The 25375-nt window shown below is 65.3% G+C and carries 1 protein-coding gene; it reads left to right on the top strand.

Annotated elements, in window-relative coordinates; all coding sequences use genetic code 11:
• Positions 1–7: 7 nt before the first annotated feature.
• Positions 8–25072 (top strand): helix-turn-helix domain-containing protein, encoded by a 25065-nt coding sequence (locus ACQPZ2_RS19195; protein WP_433526785.1) that lies wholly within the window; start codon positions 8–10, stop codon positions 25070–25072.
• The last annotated feature ends 303 nt before the right edge of the window (positions 25073–25375 follow it).

Raw genomic sequence — 25375 nt, 5'->3', positions numbered from 1 at the left:
GGTGCCGGTGGACGGCTCGCTGGTGCTGAATCCGGTAGTGGAGCTGCGGAACTCGTTCGAGGGTTTGCCTGCTGTGGTGCGGCGCCCGATACAGGTGGTGGTGTTCGGCGGAGAGCTGCCGCGTGCCGATATTTCCGGGATGCGTCGGATGGCCGCGGGGTTCCGCGCGCGGGCAGCTGCGCTCAGCAACGATTCGGAGGAAGCGAAAGAGTTACTGGCACAAGAGGATTCGGTCGGTGTGCTCGGCGACCGGCTGCGCGAGACGTTGCGTTTGCACGGGGATGGGACGGCAAGGCTCGGTGATGACGCGTTGGCACTGGCCGATCAGGCACAGGCCGCCGCCAACGATGCGGAGAAGACGCTGTGTGTGATGTTCGTCTTCGGGATCGAGTTGGCGTGGCGGATCTTCAGTGTGCTGTCCGGTGCCGCCGCGGCTGGTCCTGCCGGGGAAGTGGCGGCTGCTCCGGTGGTGGAGTCGATGCTGGTCGAGGGACGGGCCAGTGTCACGGCGATGCGTGCGGGCCTGGAGCAGGCGTTCAGGGCGGGTGCGAAGCGGACGGCGGCCCGGCTGTCGGCGCTGGGACCGCTCCGGTTGCCTGTCACGTTGGGTAAGGCCGCCGCGCTGCCGGTGGGTGTCGATGCGGGCACGCAGGCACTGCAGGTCGTGTCCGGTGATCGAACCCGCGCCATCATCGGATCCGATGGTGCGAATCCGACGGGTATCGATCTGGCATCGATCAAAGTTGCGGCCTTGTCGGGTGCGGGTGGTGCGGTGGGAGGCATGGTCGCGGGCCGGGTCGCGCCGAAGGTGGTTCCCCAAATCGAGGGCAGCCGGTTGGCGCTGGGGTTGGTCCATGGCACCGCGGGCGCAGTCACGGGTCTGAGTGCGGCGGCGTTGGTAACCGGTTGGCCGCAGCATTTCGATCAGGTGCTGGCACCGTTGCTCAACGGCGGTTTCGCTGGGGCCGTGCATGCGCATGCGGCCGCCCATCCGGGATCGGGTGCGCAGCCGAGGGCGGTGACCGACGGCGGTGGGGCTTTCACCCGGCCCGACCTCCCCGCAGCCGGACGCGGCGAAAACACCGCGGCGCTCCCACCGGTCGAGATATCCGCGGAATCGCAGCGAGCGTGGGAGGCCGCGAAGGCGGCGTGGGCGGCGGCTCCGGATACGGTGGCTGCCGAGGGCGAGCGGGCGGAGGTACCCGCGTCCGGCACGCACGGAAACACCGCGCCGGTCAAGTCCGGCGAATCGCGGTCGCCCGCGTTATCGGGCTCGACACCACACAATGAGGCGACCGGCCGTGCTCCGGTCACACCCGGCTCCGGGGCCGGGTCGGCGGGGCCCTCGGAGACTGGTGCGCCGGTATCGGGTCCGCAGCGGGGCGAATCGGTTCCCCGCACGAATGCGACAGCGCAACGATCGGTCGAGGCCGGTGAGGAAACGTCGCCGCCGTCGAAGGTTTCGACGAGCACCCCGACTCGTCAGGTCGGCTCCGGGTCCGAGACACCTGCCGTCGGTGAACACCGAGCACCAGAGAATCAGGAGTACGGCAACACCGGGAAGGTGAGTGCCGCGGCAGGTGAGCCTCCGGTAGCCGCGCACCCGGCCAACCGCACCGAAGGACCCGAAACACCTACCACCAACAGTGCACACCAAACCCCAGAGAACCACGAGCACAACAACACCGAAACGCGGAGTACTGCGGCAGACGAGACCCGCCACGAGACACCGAGTGCCGCCCGCCCGGCCACGGGCACCGGGGACGGACCCGACGCGCTTGCTGGTGAACATCGGTTGCCGGGAAATGAGGAGCACGCTTCCTCGGCGGAGCGGAGCGTCATGGCCGGTGAAACCGGCGACGGCGGATCAGCCGACCGGGGTGCGGATTCGGTCGACCGTGCCAGCCCGCCAGCGGCGAGCATCCGTGACCAGGCGGTCGAGTTGTTGGCCGATTTCCACGCCAGTTCCGGTGACCAGATTTCGGAGCAGCTGCGGCTGTGCAACCTGCCGGATGAGGTGTTGCGGGCCGGATTGTTCGACACCGACGCGCGGAAGTCGATGATCGCGACGACGGAGATCATTCGGCGCGGAATGGTCAGCGACGCCCTGCCAGGGGGGATGGTGTTGCGGGCAGAGCAGGCGGAGGGGGTGTATGCGCTGGCCAACCGTCCGGTCGAAATGAAGCCGGGCGAGGGCAAGTCGCTGATGTTCATGGCGGCGGCGATGCAGCGGGCAGTGCGGCACGGTGAGTGTCTGATGGTGACGACGACCGATGGGCTGGCCCACCGCGAATTCACCAAGTATCGACAGCTGCTGTCCAATTTCGGGATCGACGTGTTCCGTGCCGACCAGCAGCAGGGTTTCGGGCCGGTCACCGCCGGTCGGCCTGCGATCGTGGTGGCGACCGGCGAAACGGTCGGGCACCTGTGCAACGCTGGTCACCGGCCGCCGCGCCACGCGTTGATCGATGAGATGGACGGCATCATCGACCGAGGTGAGAGGCAGTTTCTCCGGTCGGAAGGGGCGGAGCAGGCCGCGCCGGAGGCGACGGCACGCGAGGTGTTCGCCGCGCACGATTTCCTCGCCGACGCGCTGGAGAAGGGTGCGTTGTCGCACCAGGATTTCGGTCTCACCCGGATCACCGAAGAAGTCGGCCTTTACCCGGACGGAGCCCCCGAGGTCCAGTTCTGGTACGACGGGCACGCGGAGCTGACCCCGGAGGGTCGGGCGAAAGTCGAGGCGCTGCCCGGCGGGAAACAGTGGCTGGACGGGCCGGGATCCGCACGGCTCGAGACGGCCGCTGCCGCCGAATTCACCACCCGCAATAAAACCCACTACGTGATGGATGCGGGCAAGATCGTCATCGTCGATCAGGGCGAACACGGGCTGCAACGCAACCCGGTGACCTCGAGCGAATCACGGTGGAGCGCCGAGCCGGGCAAAGCGAGCCTCGCCCAAGCCGTCGAGGCAAAAGAGATCCGCGCGGCCGAAGCCATCGGGATGAGCCCCGAGCAGCACCAGATCGTGGTGCGCGCGGATGCCGACTCGGCCAAGACCATCAACGCGGTCGAAATCTATCGCAAAGGCGAGTTCTTCGACGAAGTCACCGGCGCCTCGGGCACGCTCGCGGACCTCAACCCCGTGCTGGAGCAGATCTACGGTCTGGATCAAGCGCACCAGGTAGGGCGGTCCCAGACGCATCGGTTGATCGAGGGCGCCCCCGAGGTGGTGGCGAACACCCGCGTCAAGCTGGGCACCATCGCCGGCTACGCGCACCGGATGTGGGACGGAGGTCAGGGGCGGTTCCAGCAGATCTTGTGTCATCGCAACGACCTGGTCGACCGGCAGGTGGCGGCGTTGGTGCGTGAGGGCGTGCCCAGGGAGGCGATCGAGGCGGTCGACGCCGACCGGATCGCCGGGTGGGGCGCCGACTGGGAAGCCGAGTTGCAGAAGATCTTCGACGACGCCGGTGAGCAGGGCAAGATCCTGGTGATCAACCGGCAAGGCCAGCGCGGCGTCGACATCTCGGTGTCGGAGGCGGTGCAGGCCAAGGGCGGCATGCACGTGTGGATGACCGAAGTCCCCGAACAGTCCTACGTGCACGAGCAGGCCACGAACCGCACCGCCCGCAACGGTGCCCGCGGCTTTGCGCAGACGCTGGTGTCGCCGCAGGATGCGGTGATCCGCAATGCCATGCACCTGCATGGTGTACGCGAGGCGGTGGTCCACTACGACCAAGCCACCGCCGCTCATCGCACCGAGCCCACCCCAGAAAACCACGACAACCTGGTCGAGGCCGGCCACAAGCTCCGCTCGTTGGTACCCGAACTGCAAGCGCGTGCGCTACGCCACGCCACCGCCGACTTCCTCCGCAACTACGCGCACACCACCGCCAACCCGGCCGCTATCCTCGCCGCCGCCGAAACCGGGTCGTACACGGGACTGGCAGGCACCGTCCAACCCGACCAGGTGTCCGACCAGGCCACCCGACTGGCCGGGCTGCTCGGGATCCCCACACCGGCCGTTACCTCGGCTGCCGCCGTGCTCGACCACGACGATGCCGACGGCACGCACGCCGCTGTGCCGTCGACCTCGGCCGCGATACACGGGCTGCTGGAACAGGCAGGTCTACCGCCCGCCGCGGTGGAGGCGTTGCGGCAGCAGGTCGAGACGACCGCACCCGCGACGGTCGCGCAGCACGTGACTCTGCACGAACAGGCACTGGACCAGCTGGTAGAGCAGCGGGGTCGGCTCGCCGGCACACTCGGACCGACAATTGCGGATATCGACGGTGCCGAAGGCATGCGCACTGTCTATCCCATGCTGACCGAAGCCACTGACGACCTGGCGAAGGCGCTGGGTTATCCCGTCTCCGCCATCACCCCCGCCATCGCTCGCGACATCCTGGGTGAAGCGGTCGGCTACTACCTGCACGACGAGGGCACCCACCAGCCGGACGCCGCAGGCCACGTAACGTCCCGCGAGGACGCCGACCAGACATCGGTGAACCCTGTTCAGGTGGACTGGGTAGCCGAGAACCCGGTGGCCGAGGACATTCTCGCCGCAGCGTCGCGCTACCTGGCCACCGCTGCCCTGCTCGATTTGATCGTGGCCATCCACCGCCGCAGTCCGAACAGCTGTGTCAACAACGCCGTGACCGGCGTGCGGGTGCTGACCGGACGCACCATCGAGATGCCGTCCTACGAACTGGCCGGCCACGGCCGCGAAACTCTCACACGGGTGTTCGGCGCCCCACTCGCGAAAGCCGAATCGCTGGATCGCGTCGCCGAATCGCTGAAAGCCCGGCCGGGAGGCACTGCTGGCCTGGTCTACAAATGGAAAGACAGCGTCGCCGACACCAAGAACAAAAATGTCGCCGATGCCGAAACCCACATGGTGCTGGTGGTCAACGACAGCGAGCCGGGCCAGGCTCCGAACCTCGTCGTTGTCGATCTTGCGGCCTCCCGCAGCGGCGATACCAGCACCGACTACGGCCCGAAAGACCTGCGGAACCGTCGTGCGCTGCTGGACAAGGCCGTCCCGTTCGGCACCTGGCGGGAGGAACAAGAGCGGAAGTTCCTCCGGAAGCTCGGCGACGAGCAATCCTTCGAGACCATCGACCTCGACCGCAACGGCAATCCCCTCGCCACATTCAGCGCAGATGCGCCCGCTGCCGAAACCCTGCCCCGGTCCCAGCGAATCACGGTCGATGCGGAAATGGTGCAGGAGATCGACTCGATACTTCAGGGCCGGCCGACAAACCGTGACGGCACACCGGATCTGTCGTCGAGGGTCGAGGCGGGTATGTCCGACCAGTCGAGAATTCCCCGGGCGCCCGAACCCATCCGCGTCGGCAGCCGACCCCACGACACCCCCGACCCGGCCGAGCCCGCACACGAAACCGGGCGGGTACACGAGACGTCCCCGGCCGCGCCAGAAGCCCTTCACCTGGCCCTCGCCGTGGTCGACAGCTCCCAGAGCAGCCCCGACATCGCGCGGGACGCACAGTGTTTCGTGACGAAGTGCTACGAGGAATACCAACGGCAAGAGGAAGCGGCATTACCGGAACAGCGCCGAACCGCCCCTGTCGACGAACACGGGATGACATCGGAGGATGCCGAGCAGGCCGCCAGAGAATACGTGGGCAGCCCTGCGGCACGCCGTGTCATCGACCACGCCGCCGCTCGCAGAGCGACAGAACTCGTCAGCGATATGGCCCGCTATGCCGACCGGGTACAAATCAGCCTTCCTGGCAATCTCGCTGACCTGTATCGGGCAGGCGCGAACGCAGCGAATGCGCGGAGCCTGCAGCAGGCGTTCAGCTTGATCGACCAGGTCGAATCGAGTCCGGATATCGCGCAGGACGCGAAGCGATTCGTCATGTCGATTTACGAGGAATACCGGCAGCAAGCCGAGGACAACGACCAGCAGACGCACCGCAACGATCTGGTGAACCAGCACGGAATGACACTCGCGGAGGCCGAGCAGCAGGCCATGGCATACGTCGACGGCACCGCCGCTCGCACACGCACCGATACTGTCGCCGCCGACAACACCCGCCGGTTCATCCACAACATTCAAGCCAAGCGGACCAGGAAGAGCCGGCCCCTCCCCGTCATCCTCGCCTACCTCCACCGGGCGGCGGCGACCACAGCCAACGCGCGGCAACTAGCCCGCGGCATGCGGGTCGGCGCAGTCGATACTCGGGCAACGGGCAACGGAGACCGCGCAACCGATGATCAGGTCGGCAGCCGCCCGCACGACAGCAGCGCCGATCGCACGGGCACAGAGGACGCGCTGGGAGATCACCGGGGACCGTGGCACGAGTTCGCGGTGGCTATCCCGGAGCTGTTCACCGCCGATACGAGACGGTGGGCAGCACAAGGCAATAGCCCCGATTTCCGGTGGTTGACATCTCAACTGGGTCCGCTTGCCAGGCACTTCTCGGCGGTCGGCGAGGTCGCACTCCACCTTGCCGGCGACGAGCCGTTCGCCGATCTCCTGCCCTTGTGGCGTCGGTTCGTCGAACTCGGCGCCGAGTTCAAGAACCAGGGCTTCGGAAACTGGTACGCGCGCACCATGTATCAGCTGATGGAATGGCTGGTCGACTACGCGCTGGTCGGCGAGTATCGGAATTCCTACGAGGTTGTCGACAGCGTCAACGACCGCGGGGTCTACGTCGGTGTGTCGAGCGAGGTCAACCGCGCCGGAATCATGCGCAACCTCATCGTTACCGCCGAAGGCACGCCCCGTGGCGGGGTGATGTTCGCCGACGGGTGGGACGAGGTCGGCGACATCGTCCACGGAATCGAAGGATTCTGGGTCCAGAACAACATGATGCTCGGGGACAATCTCACCACGTTCAATGCGGGCATCCGGGAAAACCTGTCACCCGAGGACGCGGCGCGCGCGACGTTCACCGGAAAGATGGCGTACCGCAGAGGATTTACCGAGGTCGTCATCGGCGAGACGGATGGCGACCCGGGCTACTTCGAGAAAGCCGTGGTGACGTTCGTACGGCCCAGCCGCCTGTCCGAGATGCGCTGCCGCGTCGGCGGACGCCTCATGGGGATCAGCCTTCCGGAGATGTTGGATCGAGCGGGCTGGTCGTCCGAGATCGCTGACCTGCGCGACGAGGCTGCACGGACAAGCGCGGAGATAGACCGTCAGGCGTTCCGTTCGAGCTCTACCGAGAGGCCCGCCGACTGGTCGGGCAGGCGCGCGGAGGTCGCGACACGGATCGCGGAGGTCGAGCGGTTGGCCGAGTCGGTCGCGCAATGGTGGGCCGAACAGGACGCGCGCGACCACTCCGCCATCGCCACGGTCACCGCCGACGTGTTGCGCCGCAATCCCGGCGCGCGGCAGATGACACCGAACACCGTGCTGCTGCCCGGACACACTGTCGTCGTGATAGCCGAGGACGGCCGGCGCGACGACGCGGTGACCGACATGTTGCTGCACAACCTCGAGCTGCGCAGCGAGCTCCGCAGTACCGGCTACGCCATCCAACAACTGAAACCTATTGTCGAACATGATGATTCAGGCAACCCCCAGGTACGGTCGGAGCACCTGGGGACCGTCCACATCAACGCGAAGCGCCGAATCCCCGACGATCAGGACCGGGCGCGGCGTCGCAGGGACGAGCATGTTTACAGCCTGTTCCGATCGTTGATCACCGACGGGACAGACCGTGAGATCTCGTCCGCGGCATATCTGCGCATGAAATGGCCGCAGCGGGCGGCACTCGTGCGGCAACGGCATGACCTGACCTCGCAGCTGCGGGGAATACCGGCGCGGTGGCGCAACCGCGCCTGCCGCTACCGCCTCGCCCGGGAGTTGACGCGCCTGCGCGAGAGCCGGTTGAACCTGGACGACGCCGGACAGCTGCGACTGGATTACCTCGAGACCGTCGGCGCCTTGCTGGCCCGTGTTGACGAGCGCGCCGACCGGATGTCCAGACAACCGGAGGTGTATCTGTGGGCATTCGACCCGGACACGAGATACCTGGTGCTTATCGTGGGAGACCCGGATCTGGTGCTGGACGTCGATGACATCACCGATCAGCACATTGTCGATTCGGGCACCGTCGATCTGCTCGGCGCCGACGTCGACCGGGTCGTCGACGACTTCGCCTCGGACCAGCAGTTCGACCCGGGGCGACGCCTGGCCGACGTGATCTTCGTGTCCGGCGAAACCGACTCGGATGCCGAGCGTCGAAGGCTGGCAGACCTGACCGATATCACCGCCACGCGAACGTTCTATCAGGACACGGTGGCCGATTCCGCGACCGACGGCAGTGCTCTGGTCCGACTTCTGGAAGGCGACCGCAGCGACACCGTGTCCGAAATGCTGTGGCTGGTCACATATCTGATGCCGGACCACCCGGTGCGCCTCGTCGAGGCAACGGCGGGTTCTGAATTTCCTGTCGGCGTGCCCGGCGAAGAACTCGCGGCCCGGGTGGGCGCGGACTGGTCGGCGGTGTTCCGCAGGCCCGAAGACGTGGCGACGCATTTGGCAGGCAGACCGGGTACATTCGCCCTGCTGGCCGTCGAGAACCCGGCTCGTGACTACGGCAGCGGCGTGGATCTCGTGATGGTCCGCAACGATGGCGACGACCGTCTGGTGCAGATCGACCTGAACCAGGTCAACCCCGACAGCGTCGAGCCCGGTGACACTGCCCGAGCTGCGTTGACGCTGGATTGGCCGCGGTACCATCCCGCTGACTGGACCGGCAAGTGGGACAAGGGATTCGGGATCGTCCTCGGTCCCGATGGTCCCGAGGGTCCGCTGGTCGACGGCGAATCGACAGGTGTGCGTGGCGAGGATTTCCCGGACGGCCTGATCGGAGCGCGGCCGACGGAAGGGGGGTCGGGATCGGCGTACGAGCGCTACCGACATCGCACCAGGCAGTACCACGGCGTCGCGACCAACTGGCTGAACGCCGCATTCGGGGAGCCGTTGTCGACGGCCCTGCTGCGGCCGGGTTCGCCGGTGCTGCTGGAGTGGGCGACTCACCAGGTCGTCGATCGGCACCGGCTGGCCGAGTTGCTGCGGCTGCGGCCCGACGAGCTGGCCGCCGACTTGCCTCGACGGCGGGTGTGGGCACAGCTCAATGAGCGCCGCATGCTGGCGAATCCGACCGAACACGACCCGTACGTCGATGAGCTGATGGGGTGGACCAGCATCGGCGACGCGCACCGCCACGCACCCGGCGTGGTGCACTCGGCCGCGGAACGATTTGTGTTGAGCCGCAGGGTCTTGGAGAGCGCCGACCGCGTCGCGTTGCTTGCCTGGCGTCTCGGTTGCTTCGACGCGCTGTCGGGGCAGCTTCGTGCCGATGAACAGCGCAGCGCCATCATGCGACGCGACGAACCGGGCGACGGTGCGGCCACGGCCCGCAAGGCGTTGGCGAACCGCCTGGAGTCACTGACCGCGGAGCTGGAAGTCCATGAGGATGCTCTCGAGGCGATCGACACCGCCGGTCTTCAGAACGCCTGCGATTTTCAGGGGTTGGTGTGGTTCGACGTCCGTCCCGGCTCGACCAGCCGGACCCGGCTCGACAGCCTGCTCGCTGTGGCGACGGCGGAATTCGGTGCCGCCGTCGGTGGTGACCCGGCGCAGTTGAGCGAGTGGGAACTGAACGGTTATCGGAATTCCTCGGACAGGAACACCGCAAGATTAGCGAACGGCTTCGGCAACCTCACCACGATCGTCCGCGTCACCGACCAGGCTCACCACCACGAAACCAGGCTCGCTGCCCTCACCGGACAACTGGACAACGAACTCGCCCAGGTCTTCGGTGCGCCCCCGGACACCCTCGTCCCGCGCGCTCCCTCTGGCCAGGACGTCGTCGAGCTTCTCGCCCAGCGTTTTCCCGGTGTCCGGTCACCGGCCGCCGACGCGCTGGCCAGGCACGTCGATGCCACAGGAGTCGAGCGGTTCCTCATGGTCAAGGAGGTCTTCCGCGACGGGTGGCGGGGCGTGTGGCGGCCGCCGTCCGCACTCGAGGCGGTGGCGTTGGATGTGCGTGCCGCGGGTCCGTCGGCGATCACTGAATCCGGCATGGTGGCGGTCGATGCGTCCGAGCGGTCCGTTGCGGAAGTCGCCTGGAGGCACATCACCGATGTCCGCTGGCTGACCCGTGGCGAACTCCAAGTCGCAGCTGCCAATCGCATGGTGCACGGGTGGTTTCAGGAAAATTTCTCGTCGGCTCTGGGTGCGTTCGATCAGGTGATCCCGTCGACCGATGCCGAGGGGGAACTCGCGCGGTTCGGATCCCGGCTTTCGTTGAGCGCGGACGACATCGAAGTCCTCGTCCGCAGGCTGACCGGACGACCAGCCGACGAGCACACGCAGATAGTTACCTTCTTTCACCTGCTCGCGGACGAGGTCGAGCGCAGCAAGATACTGGCCGACCGGAACGCCGACCTGGGCGGCGGGGATCTGGTCGATGTGTACCTCGACAGGCAGCAGACTCAGATCAGTCTTGCCGCCAATCCCGAGATCCTGGACGTGATTTCGACTCCGATGGCGCCTGGCATCCTGCTCGCGATGGTGAACTCCATTCACTGGAGTGGTGACAGGATCGGCGCCGGAGTCGAATTCCTGGCGAGCCCCGAGATCGGCGACGCTTTGCGCAAGATCGACGCAAACAACTCTCATTTCGAACCCTATGCCTGCCGAGGGATATCAAAACGGGTTGCGGCCGATCTCGACGCCGTCGGACGGGAGTTGCGCCGAGTCGCGCAAATTCCGGCCGGTGCGGTGGATTTGCGTCTGCTCACGATGTTCGAAAGGTTTGTGACGAAGAATCCGCCCAGCCGAGATCGAGTCTGGGACGCGCTGGCCTCCCTCGACGATTTCTCCCCCGATTCGGTCCGGCGGAAGTTCGCGGACGTGTTTCTGCGAAACCGTCAAATCGCTAATATCCCGGACGATGTGCGGGCAGAAGTGACGTTCACCGCACAGCAGTTGCGTGCTGTGGAGGACCTCTACATCGGAGGTCCGAAGGGTCGCGAATTCACTTGTTATGTGGAGACGGTGGGTAAACTGCCGGTCGGCCAGCGGCCACCGACAATTCGCGCCGCAATGGAGTTCATCCGGGACGTGACGCCGGAGTTCGCCCGATACCTGCGCACCGTGCTGGCAAACGGTGCGGATGATACTGAGCGAAGTGCACTCGGCTTGCAGCGGTCGGGCGACGCGGTCCTCGGTGAGTTGAAGGATGTTGCGCGCACCTTTTTGGGCGAGGTAAAAGGGGCGGGTCTGTCGGCCGAGAGTCTGGCGAAGGTGCAGTCTTCGGACTTCCTCGCCCAGTTGCTGATCGACGTCACTCACTACAGCTCGGAGTCCGACGACATTGCGCAGCTGCGTGAAATGCTCCGCTACCACGAGCAGGCGAAGGCGGAAGGCGCCATCGCACCGATGCCCGAGGAATATCGTCCCAGCGATACGGTCGAAGTCGCCAAACTGCGGACCCGCGATAGCAAGTCGGGGCCACGATGGACCGAGGACTTGCTGACCCATTTCGCACGGCTGGCACAGAATCTGCAGACCGCGCGCTCGGCTTCGACCCTTGCGCGGCGGCCGATCACCCATCTGCTCGACAAGCTCGGCAACGATATTGCCGACCACATCGGTATCTTGGAGCACTCCATCGCTGTGGGCAGGCTCGGCGACGGTTCGCCCATGAATGACGTGGCGCGCCGGAACATGACAGCTCGCGCACAGGATTTGAAGAAACTCATCGCACCGAAGACCGATGCTACGACGCAATTTCCGGCGCTGCGTTCACTCGAGGATTTCGAGAACAATTTCCAGCGGTTGGCTCGGATTGGCGAGTTGCATGACGACCTGCGGGCAATTTGCTTTGCCTGGGCAATGCAAAAGCATCCGGAATGGGTCGATCGATTGCAACATATCGGGGCGGGCGAACCGACGCTGGAGGATATCATTCTCGTCCGGGAATTTGTGGAGCACATCACCAATCAAGAGGTGTTCGCACAGTATTTCGCACACCGGCAAGGCGCTCGAACTTTCCGGCGGATGACGAGCGTCGTGGCGCTGGACCAAGCGATTGCGCGCACCCAGGGCATCGGAGTCGCGAGCGAGACCACTCCGCTGCGGTTCGTTCCTACGCGGGGCCCGCTGCTCGAGCTTTCCGGGCATATTGCCAGTGCCTGTTGGGCGAATAAGCGGAATTCGATCGCCGAGATGATGCCGAATATGACAGCTGTCATCATGGTCCGGAACCCCGACAAACCAGCGCGCACCGCGCTGGCGGGCGCGGGCCTGCTCGTCGAGACCACCAGCGCATCCGGTGAGCCGCTCCTGCTCATCCGCGGCCTCAATCCGTTGGAGACGTACATCAACCACGTCTCCGTCACGGACTTCTACAATAAATTCACCGACTGGGCGCACCGAATCGCCGCAGCCCGAGGACGTCGCCTCGCGATCGTCATAGACGATCACTGCGGTGGCGCGGCAACAAATCGCCCAGCGCTCTACGAGTACCTGGCCGAAGTGCGCCCCGTACTGACTCCGATCCGGGTCGATCCTTCGGACACGATTTTCAACGGCTACGACGTCACCGAATGCGCATACCTCGTCGGCTCGACCAGTACGCGCGACCACCAGCAATACCGCCAGCCCGGTGGTCGCATCGGTAGTCGGCCATCGGAGAATCCACGCGGTCGCCCGGACGGGTGGATGTGGGAACGTGGTCTTTCGGGGGATGTAGCGTCGACAGACCGGAGCGCCGATTACCTGCTGAGCCCGGCTTCTCCGCCGTTACCCGCGGAGGTGATCGCTCGGGAGATCGATGAGGTGACCGAGATCCTCGGATCACGGGTGTCGCCGGAACAGCTCGCCGATCCCGAAATCCGCCGCGGGGTGCGGTTGGCGGCCGAGGGACTGTTCATCAACCGGAGGCTGTACGGCGGTCCGGACACCGGCCGCGTCGATGACATTCACGACGCCGCCGTCCACGACGCCACCGTCGAGCTGCGGGAGTCCGGCGCGGCGAACGGGCACGGTGACGGGGCGCGGAGCGCCGAGGACCTGCGCCACATCCTGAACAACGGCCTGCTTCAGGGCGCCGACCTCGGCGAAATCATGGCGGCGATGGTCGCGTACGCCTGGAGCGACCTCGCGGACGGCGGCGGGCGGCACGGCGGCAATCCGCAGCGCCGGGCCGCGGTGAAATCGGCGGAACTGCTGCACGCCCGTGCCCTGACACACGGCTGTGCCGCGAGTACCGCCCGGGTACTCGGATTCGCGGTGAGCGGCATCGGATCCGGTGCGCGGAGCGGGACCCAGACCATCGCGTCGCCCGCGGCCGTGGACGATCTGCGGCAGCGCTGGGGGGAGATCACCGGCGACGAGTTCGAGAAGGCGATGCGTGTTGCCCGGTGGGTGGCCGCCGCGGGCCTACAGACATTATCGGAGCCGGACGCGGTCGTTCAGTGGGTCCTATCCGATCGGGACGGCGAGGGCACCGATATTCCCGAACGCCAGGCCCTCATCGACCGCCTGCGTAACCGCGCCGGTTTCGCAGACCCCGACAGCGGATACCGGCCGCCGGACGGGTGGCTGCTGGCGAACCGGGACATGCGCCGCGACCACGCCGCGAAGGCACGGGAGATCGCCGACCGGCTGGCGAGCGACCCCGGCTATACACCGGCGGACGGCTATCGTGACTCCCGGCTGCACGCGGCCGAGATGCGCGAGGAGCACAGCGGTTTCCGCTGGCAGTTGGTCATCGGGCCGGGCGCCGACACATCGGACGCCGGCGCCCTCGCCGACGCCGTCGCCGCGCGACTGCCCGAATCGGGCGCTGCGTTGGCGCGCGCGGAAATCATCGATGCGGTGGCACGTCTCGCGGAACTCACCTTCCCCCGTGCCGGCGCTGATGCCGTGTTCGTCATGACCTCGGCCAAGGACGCCGACGGCCGGCGCCGATTGCTCGCCGAGTTGGACTACACCCGACCGGACGCTACTGATCCCGCTCCCGGTGTGACAGCGGAGGAATTGCGCCGCGAGCTGTCCGACGTGGACGGCCGCATTGATGTCGACACCGCCGATCCGCTGCCAGCGGGCCAGGTCCGGCACCGGGTTCGGCTCGACCTCACCAGGCAGCGGATTCTGGTGTGCTGCAGCGTTTGGGGCCGCGGCTGGACCGGTATGTCGACGGTGAACTGGGCCCTGTGCCAGGGGTTGGCGGCGGCCGGGCACGAGGTGATCGTCTCGGCCGACCAGATCGCGCGTGGTTCCCGGCTCTCGGATGTGCAGGTGTACCGCGACCGCGACCGTGTCCCTGCGCCGAATCGGTGGCAGCGGTTCCACGGAGGCCCCGACGATTTGCCGGAGTCGGTGGATCTGGTGATCGTGCACGCCGAGGACGACGGCCTCACAGCGGCACTGGAGGCCGAGACCCGGTACCCCGCCGCGAGACTCGTGAGTATCCACCACCTGACACCGATGCTGTGGGAAACCCTCATGCACAGTCCGGCAAACGGTCGCACCAAGGTCGCGGCCCGCATCTACTTGGCGCGGCGTGCACATCTGGTGACGGGCCTGGGACCGGTGCTGGCCACGGATGCGCTGTCGGCGGCGGTCATGGCGGGGCACGGCTCGGTGCATCAACTACAGCCGGGCCTGGAGATCGCCGAGCAGCCACCGGAGCCCGCACCCGGTGACGCGGCGTGGATCCTGCTGTTCGGCCGTGTGGACGACCATCTGAAAGGTGCGGCGGAGACCGCCGAGGTAGTGCAGCGCTTGCGCGCGCAGGGACGTGATGTGCGGCTGGTCGTGCGGGGCTATCCGAAACACACCGTCGAAGCCGCCCACGCCAAGTTGGCGAGGCTGGTGGGTGACCCGGATGCGGTCGAGGTGCGGCCATATACAGCGAGCCGTAGGAAGCTGCGCGACGATATCCGCGCGGCGACCATCGTGGTGATGCCGTCGCGTGCGGAGGGATTCGGCGGGGTGGCGACCGAGGCGATCGAGCAAGGTGTGCCGGTCGCTGTCTCGTCATCCAGCGGAGTAGGCCGTTTCCTTGCCGAACTGGTGGACTACCACGACCTGGCGGAACGGTTCAACCTGGTCGAACAACCTCTCGGTGCCCAAGTGTCGATCGATAACTGGACAGCGGGAATCGGCTCGCTACTCGATGACCTGCCCGGCGCGTGGACGGCGGCCCGCGGTTTGCAGGGACTTATGCGGCCGTACACCCGCGAAAACACTGCAAGGATGCTCGTACACGCCGCACGGAACACCGACGCGCATGCTCGCCCGGCGATCAAGCAGTCGCGGACCCAGGTTTCGTTCGAGTCCGGCAGTGTGGTTGCGCGCGGCGAAGAGGAAGATTACCTGCGAATACTCGCCGTGGCCGATGCGATGGAAACCGATCGCGCAGTGCGGGCGGCCATTATCAGCGGCGCGCCCATCGAGTTCGCACCCTCACGGGACCCACTGATGACCGGCGCGGCATCCGCCGATGACAGTGGCGGTACAAGATCCCCGGCCGAGGCCGGCGAACAATTCGGCAACCAACCGGCGACCGGCCGCAGCGAAGGTCCGGGTGGGCTGATCGGCAGCAAACCGTATGAAGAGCCTGATCGGCAAATGGATGCTTCGCGGGGCGCGTGGATCAAAGCCGAGCGGCTCGAGCGGGGGATGACGCAGAAACAGCTCGCGCAAGCGGCGGGCCTGGCGAATAGCGCGCTGTCTCTTATCGAGAGCGGGAAATCGAGGCCGCGGCTCAGCAACTTTCACCAGATCTGCCGGGCACTCGGGCTCGATGACGAGACGATGTCCGACGCTGTCCGGCGGTTCTATTCGGATATGCCGCAGAACACCGAGGTGGCTGCCCATACGTCGCTGGGCGACTGGGTGACGGCCCTTCGTAACAGCAAGGGCATGACCAGGGAGGGTCTCGCGCGGACGGTCGGATTAGTACCGACGAGCATCACGGCAATAGAGAGCGGCGTGAAACCGCTGCCTGGTCTGTTCTTGCGGATTGTGCGAGTTCTGGGAGTAGGAAAGGAAGCGCTGGCGGAGGCGGCTCGCAAGTTCTATGAGGACATCGAGTTCGACCTCGATCCCGCCGCGCACAACCCGAGGTTGCCCGGAAGCTGGATTGCGGCGGTGCGACATGACAGAGATATGTCTCAGGCCGAGCTGGCCATTGCCGCGGGCATACCGAAACAATCTGTCGGTCGAATCGAGCGTGGACAGAATCCGAACTCGATGGTCTTCTCGCAGCTCTGCCGGGCGCTGGGAGCTGCGTCGGAAGTAATTGCTGCCGCTGTTCGCCATTTCTATCGAGATGTCGATCCCGATATCGATCCCGCCACGTACGATCCCGCATTTCCTGGTAGTTGGCTGATGGCGCTGCGACACCATCGGGGCATGTCCAGGAGCGAGGTAGCGAGGGCGATCGGGTCCGGCTCGGACCTGGCTCATATCGAATCCGGAGGGAACAGGCCGGAATTCGCGCTGTTCCGGCGGATCTGCGACGTTCTGGATGCCGGTGACGACCTCCTACCGGTCGCCACCCACCAGTTCTATCCGGACCTCGACCTCGACCCCACCGCGTACGATCCCGCGCAGCCTGATGATTGGTCGACGGAATTCTATTCGGATATCAATCTCGATGCCGACCCCACCAGGCACGACCCTCGGTTGCCCGGAAACTGGATCAAGGCTTTGCGCAATAAAGCAGGCATGTCGCCGAACGAGCTCGCGCGCCGGACGCAGATGGGGCGTCATTCCATTTCCTCCATCGAAAATCACCAGTTTCGTCCACCGCTGAGCAAATTCCGGCAGATCTGTCAGGCGTTGGAAGTTCCCGATGACATGTTGCTGGAGGCTGTCGAGCGATTCTACGGTAGCGCTCTTTTCGGGCTGTCGGGTGATCGATATGAAGTAGATCTTTTCAATCGATATGTCGCGACCAGGGTGGGTTCGCCGGAGGAGACAAAGGTCCGAGACGAGATCCGCAAGCGGTTCATGTGGGTTCGGAACGCGTTGGCGCATCAACTGTCTCCGGATATCCGAGACGAGGCGGGGCAGGCAGCGTGGATGGGGATTCTCAGCGCGATCGACGAACACGTCCCCTCCGCATCCTTCACCCGCCATGCGTGGGCCCGGGGTAGCGAAGCAATTTCCCCGCATCTGAACAATCGCACCCTGCGGAAAGTCAGCGCGGTAAGAGCACAGATCGACCGGATGGTTGCCGCGGGCGAGGCTCTCGACAACACGGAGATTGCCCGCGCGACACGATTGAAAATGGCCGAAGTCATACTGGCGCGCCAAATTTTGAGGCAACCTTCCGCAGGGGCCGCCAGTACCGATTTCACGAACATGGTTCGTGGCGCCCTAGCTGACATGGCTGATCCTGATGCCGCGGAACGGTTGGTGATGCTACATCTGGTGGCGGGGGTGCCACTGGCTGATGTTGCTCAACGATTGACGTTGCCGGTCGCGACCGCGGGTGAGGTCTTCGCCGACGCCGTGGCGCGGCTGCGTGGGGTGTTCGACTCGGACAGACAAGGCGAGGTGTCCGCGGGCGAGCGGAGTTCGACCGCCCCTGGGGCCGAGGAGGCGGCGCAAGATCAGCCGCCGGTGCGAAGCAGTGATTCCGAGGCAAGCGACGGCGGCACGGGCGGACTGATCGGTAGCAGGCCGTTCGAGGACTCGCCTGGTCAGCGAGCGTTCGCCGGTCCCGGGTTCGACGAGCTGGCACGAGAAGGCCTGGAATCCGAAATTGCGGAACGGTTCGTGGTGGACGATGCGCCCGGGGTGCGGGTCGAGGAGGTGACCTTCCGCAACGGCTTGCGGGTATTGATGGAGACGTATGCCGATCCGATAGACGCGCTTGTGCAGGTGTTACAGACCAAGGTCGCCATCATGATGGGCGCTCCCGTCGCCCACGCGATGCTGAACTTGGAAGACGACCGCGTTTATCGGGAACTCACCCCCGGGTGGCCCGCGGACAGCATCGAGGTTGTGGACCCGGAAGTGCTGGACTCCGACTCGGCCCTGCGGCTCGGCTTGTTCGACGCGGTGACCGGAACGCACCGGACTGCGCGCGAGTGGAGTGTGGCCGACAACGAGGTGATGGGCGGACGTTCCCGATCCGACGTCGACGCCACCCAGACCGGAGTGTTCGCGTCGTTGTTCGTGCGGCATATCGACGGACGTGCGGTGTGGTTGGACCACGCCATGCCTACGTGGGAGGTCGCGGCCATCCGGGAGCAGGTATCGCACCTCGAAACGTGGATCTCGAATTTTCCGATGCCCGCGGCACACCGAGCGACGCTGCTCGATATCCACGCCGGGTACGAGGCAGCGCTGGCGCAGGTCGAGCGGCACGCCGTGCATACCGTCGGCGAGCAAACGCATCGCGCCGGGCTAGACGGGCAAGCGCAGGCCAAGGCACGCTTGGTCGAGGTGTTCACCCTGAACTATCCGCACGTCGCGGTGGTGGGGTTCGACCATCCGGATGTGCCCGCTCATGTCGTCGAGGAGATCCTGGGTGGGTTGGATGAGATGTTCACGAGGTTCCCGGACCGGACCAATATTCGCGAACTGCGGATCGATTACATCGACTGGGAGTCCACCGGCCCCAGAGTGCACAACTACACCGACCCCGCAGCGGGCCGGACCCTGAGTATGCGGTTCAGTCTGCGCGATGCGGCCAACCCGGCACGGACTGTCAAACGCGGAATCCGGTTTCTCGAATTCGGCTTGAATCCGGTCGGCGACAGACCGTTTCATCACAACGCCGTGCACGAGTTCGTTCATTCGATCGATGCCGTGGAGGGTCTGTCGAAGAACCTGCAACGGATGCTGTCGCAGACCTGGAGACAGCTGTCCAGTGATGGCCTGATCGAGGAGTCCTGGTCGACCTGGCTCACTCGACTGCCCAGGTATGCCTTCGTCAACGAAGCCAAGACGGTACTCAACGATGCGGAGGCGCTCGCTGTCGGGTTCGCTGAGGCGGACATTCACGGGGCGGCGGCCGGGTCGCCGCAGTGGGCGATCCATGAGTACGTGGCCACTGAGCGGCCCCCACGGGTCACGCCGGATCTCGAGGTCGACCTCCTGCCACATCATCCGGACTCGGGCGGACCCGGTGGGCTGATCGGTAGCAGGCCACATGAGGGTGATTCGCAGTCGGATGCCCAGCACGGATCCGCGGATGTCATCGCGAACGAGCAGGACCCGGCACCGCTGACACCGTGGACCACGGCGAGGATGGAGCCGGATCAGCCGCCTGCGCGAAGCAGCGATTCAGAGCCAGGCGAGGAAAGCCCGAACCCGGACGGGCTCCCGAGCAACCGACCGACGGCGAGCGAGCACGGTCTCGTCGGTAGCACACCGTTCGAGGATTCGCCTGGTGAGCGTGCGTTCGCCGGTCCCGGGTTCGAGGAATTGGTGCTGGCCGGCCTGGAATCCGGGATCGTGGAACGAGTCTTGGTGGAGGAAGCACCAGGTGTACGGATCGAGTTGGTGACGTGCCGCAACGGCTTGCAGGTGCTCGAGGAAACGTATGCCGCTCCGATGGAGGCACTCGTGCAGATACTGCAGGGGAAAGTCGCCGACATCATGAACGCTCCGGTCGCACATACGGTTCAGCCCAGGACCGGTGGCCCTGTCTATCGGGAAAACATCCCCGGGCGGCCCGACGACAGCATCGATGTCGTGGCCTCAGACATTCTGGACTCGCCCTCGGCTCTGCGGCTCGGCCTGTTCGACGCGGTGACCAGGACGTTCCGTACGCTGCGCGACTGGAGTGTGAGTCCGGACGGCACGGTGATGGGCGGACGCGCCCGATCCGACGTCGACGCCACGCCGACCGGTGTGTTCGCGGCGAAGTTCGTCGAGCGTATCGATGGCCGCGAGCGGTGGCTGGATCACGCGCTGCCGAAGTGGGCGGTTGCGCACATTCGCGAGCTGGTGACCAACCTCGAATCGTGGATCGACAGTCTCGAGGCCCCCAGGCCATATCTCGCTGAGTTGCTCGACATCTACAGCAAGTACTTGGCGGCGTTGGCGCAGATCGAACGACACGTCGTGCCGACCCCGGGCGAGATACGGCAGCGCGCGGGGCTCGATGCGCAAGCGTGGGCCAAGGCGCGGTTAGTCGAGACCTTCGCCCTGAAGTATCCGCAATTCACGATGGCTGGGTTCGACCATCCGGATGTGACCGCCGATGTCGTCGCGGAGATTCTCGGCGGGCTCGATGAGATGTTGAAAGAGTTTCCCAACCGGACCAACATCCGCGAACTGCGGATCGATTACGTCGGATACTGGGAGGCCGGCGCCATCGCATACCCCATGTGGGACCCTGTAGCGCGAGGTCGAACCAAGAAGATCGTATTCAGCCTGTACGACGCGGTCAGGCCGGAACAGTCTGTCGAACTCGGTATCCGGAATCTCGAACACGGGTTCAATCCGGTTGGTGACCGGCCTTTTCACTACGCCGCAGTGCACGAGTTCGTTCACGCGATGGATGTCCACGCGATCGAGGAACGCGGGTGGCGGCTCTCGGCGAACTTGTGGCGGGTGCTGGACAAGATCTGGGAACAGCTTTCGCAAGCTGGCCTGACCGAAGAGTCCAGGCAGACCTGGCTGGCTCGACTGCCGAGCTACGCCTTCACCGATGATGCCAAGACGGAACTCGACGACGTGGCGGCGCTCGCTGTCGGTTTTGCCGAAGCGTATATACATGGCGTGCCGGTCGGTACGCCGCAGTGGGCGATCCATGAGTACGTGAGCACCAAGCATCCGCCGCAGATCACACCGGATCTCGAGGTCGATCTTCCGCCACTCACTCCAGGGCCCGGAGCGGCCGGGCAGGATCAGCCGCCGGTTCGGAGCAGTGATCCCGAGGCGGGCGACAGCGGGCCGCGCGGATTGATCGGTAGCAGGCCGTTCGAGGATTCGCCTGGTGAGCGTGTGTTTGCCGGTCCCGGGTGGGAGGAGTTGGTGCTGGCGGGCCTGGAATCCGGTATCGAGGAACGGTTCGTGGTGGAGCATGAGCCAGGGGTGAGGATCGACGAGGTAACGTTCCGCAACGGCTTGCGGGTGCTCGCAGAGACGTATGCCGATCCGTTGCAAGCCGATATCCAGATGTTCCTGGCCAAGGTCGCCGCCACCATGGATGCTCCGCTCGCCTCCGCAATGCTGAACCTGGAAGACGGCCGCATATATCGGGAACTCACACCTCATGGGCAGCTCGGACACAGCTTCGATGTCTTGCCCTCGGAGGTTATGGAGTCGTCCTCGGCCGTAGTACTCGGCCTTTATGATGTTGCGACCAGGACGAATCGGGCTGGGCACGAATGGAGCGTGAGTCCGTACGACGAGATAGTGGGCGGGCGCGCCCGATCCGACGTCGACATTACGCCGGCCGGTGTATTCGCGGCGAGGTTCGTGGAGCGTATCGATGGCCGTGAAGTGTGGTTGGACAACGGCGTGCCCCGGTGGGCAGTCGAGGAAATTCGCGAGAAGGTGACCTACCTCGAATCGTGGATCGAAAGTTATCCGGCTCCCCAGAGATATCGAGATGTCCTACTCGACCTCCACGACGGGTGCTTGGCAGCGCTGGTACAGATCGAACGGCACGCCGAGTCCACCCCGTGGGAGATGTTGCATCGCGCGGGGCTCAGTGATGAATCGGGCAGTGACGACGCGGAGGCCAAAGCGGAGCTGGTCGAGGTGTTCAACCTGAAGTATCCGCACCTCACGATGTTCGGGTTCGACCATCCGCATGTGCACGCCCCTGCCATCGAGGAGATCCTCGGTGCGCTGGATGAAATGTTCACCAGGTTCCCGGACCGGACCAATATCCGGGAATTGCGGATCGATTACCTCGGCAATTCGAAAGCCAGCGCCAGAACTTCTTTTTATGCAGATCGCGTAGCAGCGTCGGGTCGAACCCTGAGGATTCAATTCAGCCTGAGCCATGTGGCCAATCCGAAATGGTTTGTCGAATACGGTATCCAGTCGCTCGAGCGCGGGTTCGATCCGATAGGCGACAGACCATTCCACCACGACGCCGTCCACGAATTCATCCACGCGATCGATGCCAAGGAGGGGCTCTCGGAGAACCTGCGGCAGGTGCTGGGGCAGACCTATTCACAGTTGTCGAGTCTCGGCCTGATCGACGAGCACTTGTGGACCTGGTTCGCTCGACTGCCGGGGTACGCCTTCGGCAATAAGGCCAAGACCGAATTCAATGACGCGGAGGCACTTGCTGTCGGGTTCACTGAGGCGCACCTCCACGATGCTGCTGTAGGTTCGCCGCAATGGGCGATCCATGAATACGTGACCACCGGCCTTGCGCCGGTGGTCACGCCGGATCTCGACGTCGATCTTCCGCCGTATGTAGATCGTCCGGATCCGGATGGGCTTATCGGTAGCAGACCACACGAACAGGGCGAGAACCCAGAGCGTCCCACACCGCGTGCGAAGACGCCCTGGTCGCGGGAGGTGATCGATGAACCACACCCCGACGACCAACTCCGCAAACGACGATCGGAACTGGTCCCCGAGCGACCCGCCGTCAACGCACCGGGCCTGGTCACACTCACCGCCTGCGAGACCGAAGTACTCGCTCAGGTGCGGCAAGGCATGACGCACAGCGAGATAGGGGCGGCACTCGATCTTTCCGTGCGTGATGTCCAGGCGCACCTGGCGAGTGTCCGCCGCAAACTCAGGAATCAGCGGGCACAGCTGGTGGCGGCGAGCCGTCCTGCCGACGTGCCGTCCACGGCATCCGAGTCCGACCGCTTCCGAGCAGCCATATATGCCGCCGTGACAAGCGCCGAGCAGCCGGATCCGCGCGAACTGCTGGCTGCGGCGAGCGCAGAGCAGATGGAACGCACTGTCAGACGGCTCAGCCCGGCTCATCTGGGAGCACTACGCCAGCTGCGCGCGGGAGCGAGTACTCCGGTGATTCGCAGCATGGCGCTCATCGCCGCTCGTCGATGGGTGACCGCTCTTGCGGCCGAACACAACCGGTCGGACGCTACGTTGGCCACAGCGCTGGCCGCGGCAAGTTCCGCCGACCTGCAAACGGCACTCGACCAGCTCACGGCCGCCGAACTCCAACTCCTGGTCAACCGGTTCGGACCGGCGACGTCGCCTGCCACCTTCGAACCCGATAATTCCGTGCGCGCCATGCGTGCGGTCGACATCATCCGGCACGTCGCGGGGCGGATCGCGACCCGCGCGGGAATGTCCGCGATAGCCGAAAACGGTAGCGACGACAGCGAATTCCTGCGCGGACAACATCTCGTGGAGAACGAAACGTATGCGGCGGACGAGTGTCTGGACGCTGTCTTGGACTGGATGGGACGACAGGACCCACCGGAGTCGGGCAACCGGTCCAAGGGCAACCCTCGAGGTTCCTCGGCAGCGACCGCGGATCGGCCCGACGGTCGACAACACCAAGACGGGACACCTGGTGACGACACAGGTGCAGGCGGCCCGATCGCCCACGGCAGCACCCATCCAGGCATTGCCTCGTCCGAGGAGCCAGGGGGTGCGGACGACAACAACGGCACCGGCTCCGTGTACGCGGACGCGGACGCGGACGCGGACGCGGAGCACCATTGGCGCTCGTTGCCTGTTGATCACGGTTTCGATGGTGAACAGCGGCGGCTGGCCCATGAGGCGTTACGCGGGGGTGGTCTCGGTGACGCGGATAGGTTGCAGCGTTGGGGGTATCGCTTGCCGGCGGACTCGGCGCGACGCCGTGCGACCGAGAACGGCCGGTGGTGGGAATCGCTGAGTGATCCCGCCGAACCGGGTGGGTTGAGTAGTGCGCAGCGGGCGCTGATCCAGGTGTATCCGCATCAGATCGGTAATGCCGACGGTCTTCCCGCTGTGGTCCGCGATCACGCCAACCGGTTGTCGATCCGCCGTGATCTGGATGAGTTCATCGCCCGCAAGCCGGTCGGCGTCGGAATGCTCGGCTGGGTGCGGACCGAACTCACCGACGCCGAGCGCAAGCAGTTCGGCAACTTGATCCACACCCGAAATCATTTGCGGGAGTTGGATCGGCAGGCCGCGGAGATGCCGGGCAGTCCGCCGGTGCACGTCCTGTCATACGACGCGACCGCTTTCGGTGGTAAAGGAAAGGTTGTCGCCGCGGTCGGTAATGTGGATACCGCGCACACGGTGAACTGGCATGTGCCCGGTACGAATACGACCTCTTCCTCGCTGGCATACCAGTTCAGGCCGCTGCGCAACCTGTATGAGGAGACACTGCGCGTCGATCCGTCACTGGAGTTGGCGTCGATCATCTGGATCGGATATGACGCACCGGCCGGACCCGTGAACACCGGTTATGTGAAAGCCGCCTTCCGACGCCGCGCACGCCTGGGCGGGCACCGGTTGCTGTGCGACATCATGGCATTCCACGCCATCAGAAGTCTCGCCGGAACCGCCACTCCCGACCAGCTCGAGATCGCGATCTTGCCGCACAGCTTCGGTACGGCCGTTTCAGCGAATGCCGGCGCCAACCGCGGATTCGCCGGCGTGGTCCGCCGGGTGATCCTCACGGCCTCGCCGGGAGCGTACCCGGTCCGTCATGCCGCGGAGTTCGGTATCGGCGCGGACAATGTATTCGTTGCCGCTTCGTGGCGCGATCTGGTGACCATGTTCGGCGCCGACGAGCCCGACGCGTTCAGCCGGTTCAACCCATGGCTCGGCCACGGCATTGATCCCGCCTCCGAAGCATTCGGCGCCCAACGAATCCCCGCCGAGTTCCCCGACTCATCCGACTACACCAGCATCGTGGATGTGCACCAAGGCTATCTGCTTCGCGACCCCGCGACCGGACAGCCCAGCGAAGCACTGGCCAACATCGCACGGATCACCGCCGGACGCGGCGACACCGTTATCCGGGTCGGCCATCGCCAACCGGGCCGCGGTGTATTCGCACGACCCGTCGACCCCGAACACGGACGATACGCAAACGGCAACGAGCAATACGCATCCGCGACGCCATCCTCGGATGGACCACCCAAGGCCACGCCGTGGACGCGGCGAAAGTGAGAGCCTGCGGCAACCCGACCAGAACGGTCACGCCACCGCTATTCGCCGATGACCAGCAGTCTTCGGTGCTGCAGGATGCTGGCGTACTGGTCGATACCCCTCCGGACATGAACCCCCACACCGCACCTCCGATAGCCGGCAACCACATGTCTCCAGAAGCCTCAGCCCCATTCTCCCCACCACTGAGCCGACGCCGAAACGCAATACGCCAGTGGGACAGTCGCCGCCGCTATGGGCAACACGCGGATACCTCAGCAGCGAGCAACGGTTGACCGGCAACGCCGAGGACGGCCGGGAGTGGAC

Origin of the sequence: Nocardia pseudovaccinii (assembly GCF_050942345.1) — a bacterium.
Taxonomy (GTDB): Bacteria; Actinomycetota; Actinomycetes; order Mycobacteriales; family Mycobacteriaceae; genus Nocardia; species Nocardia pseudovaccinii.
Note: the sequence above shows the minus strand (reverse complement) of the source record. Positions and strands in the feature narration are given on the sequence as shown.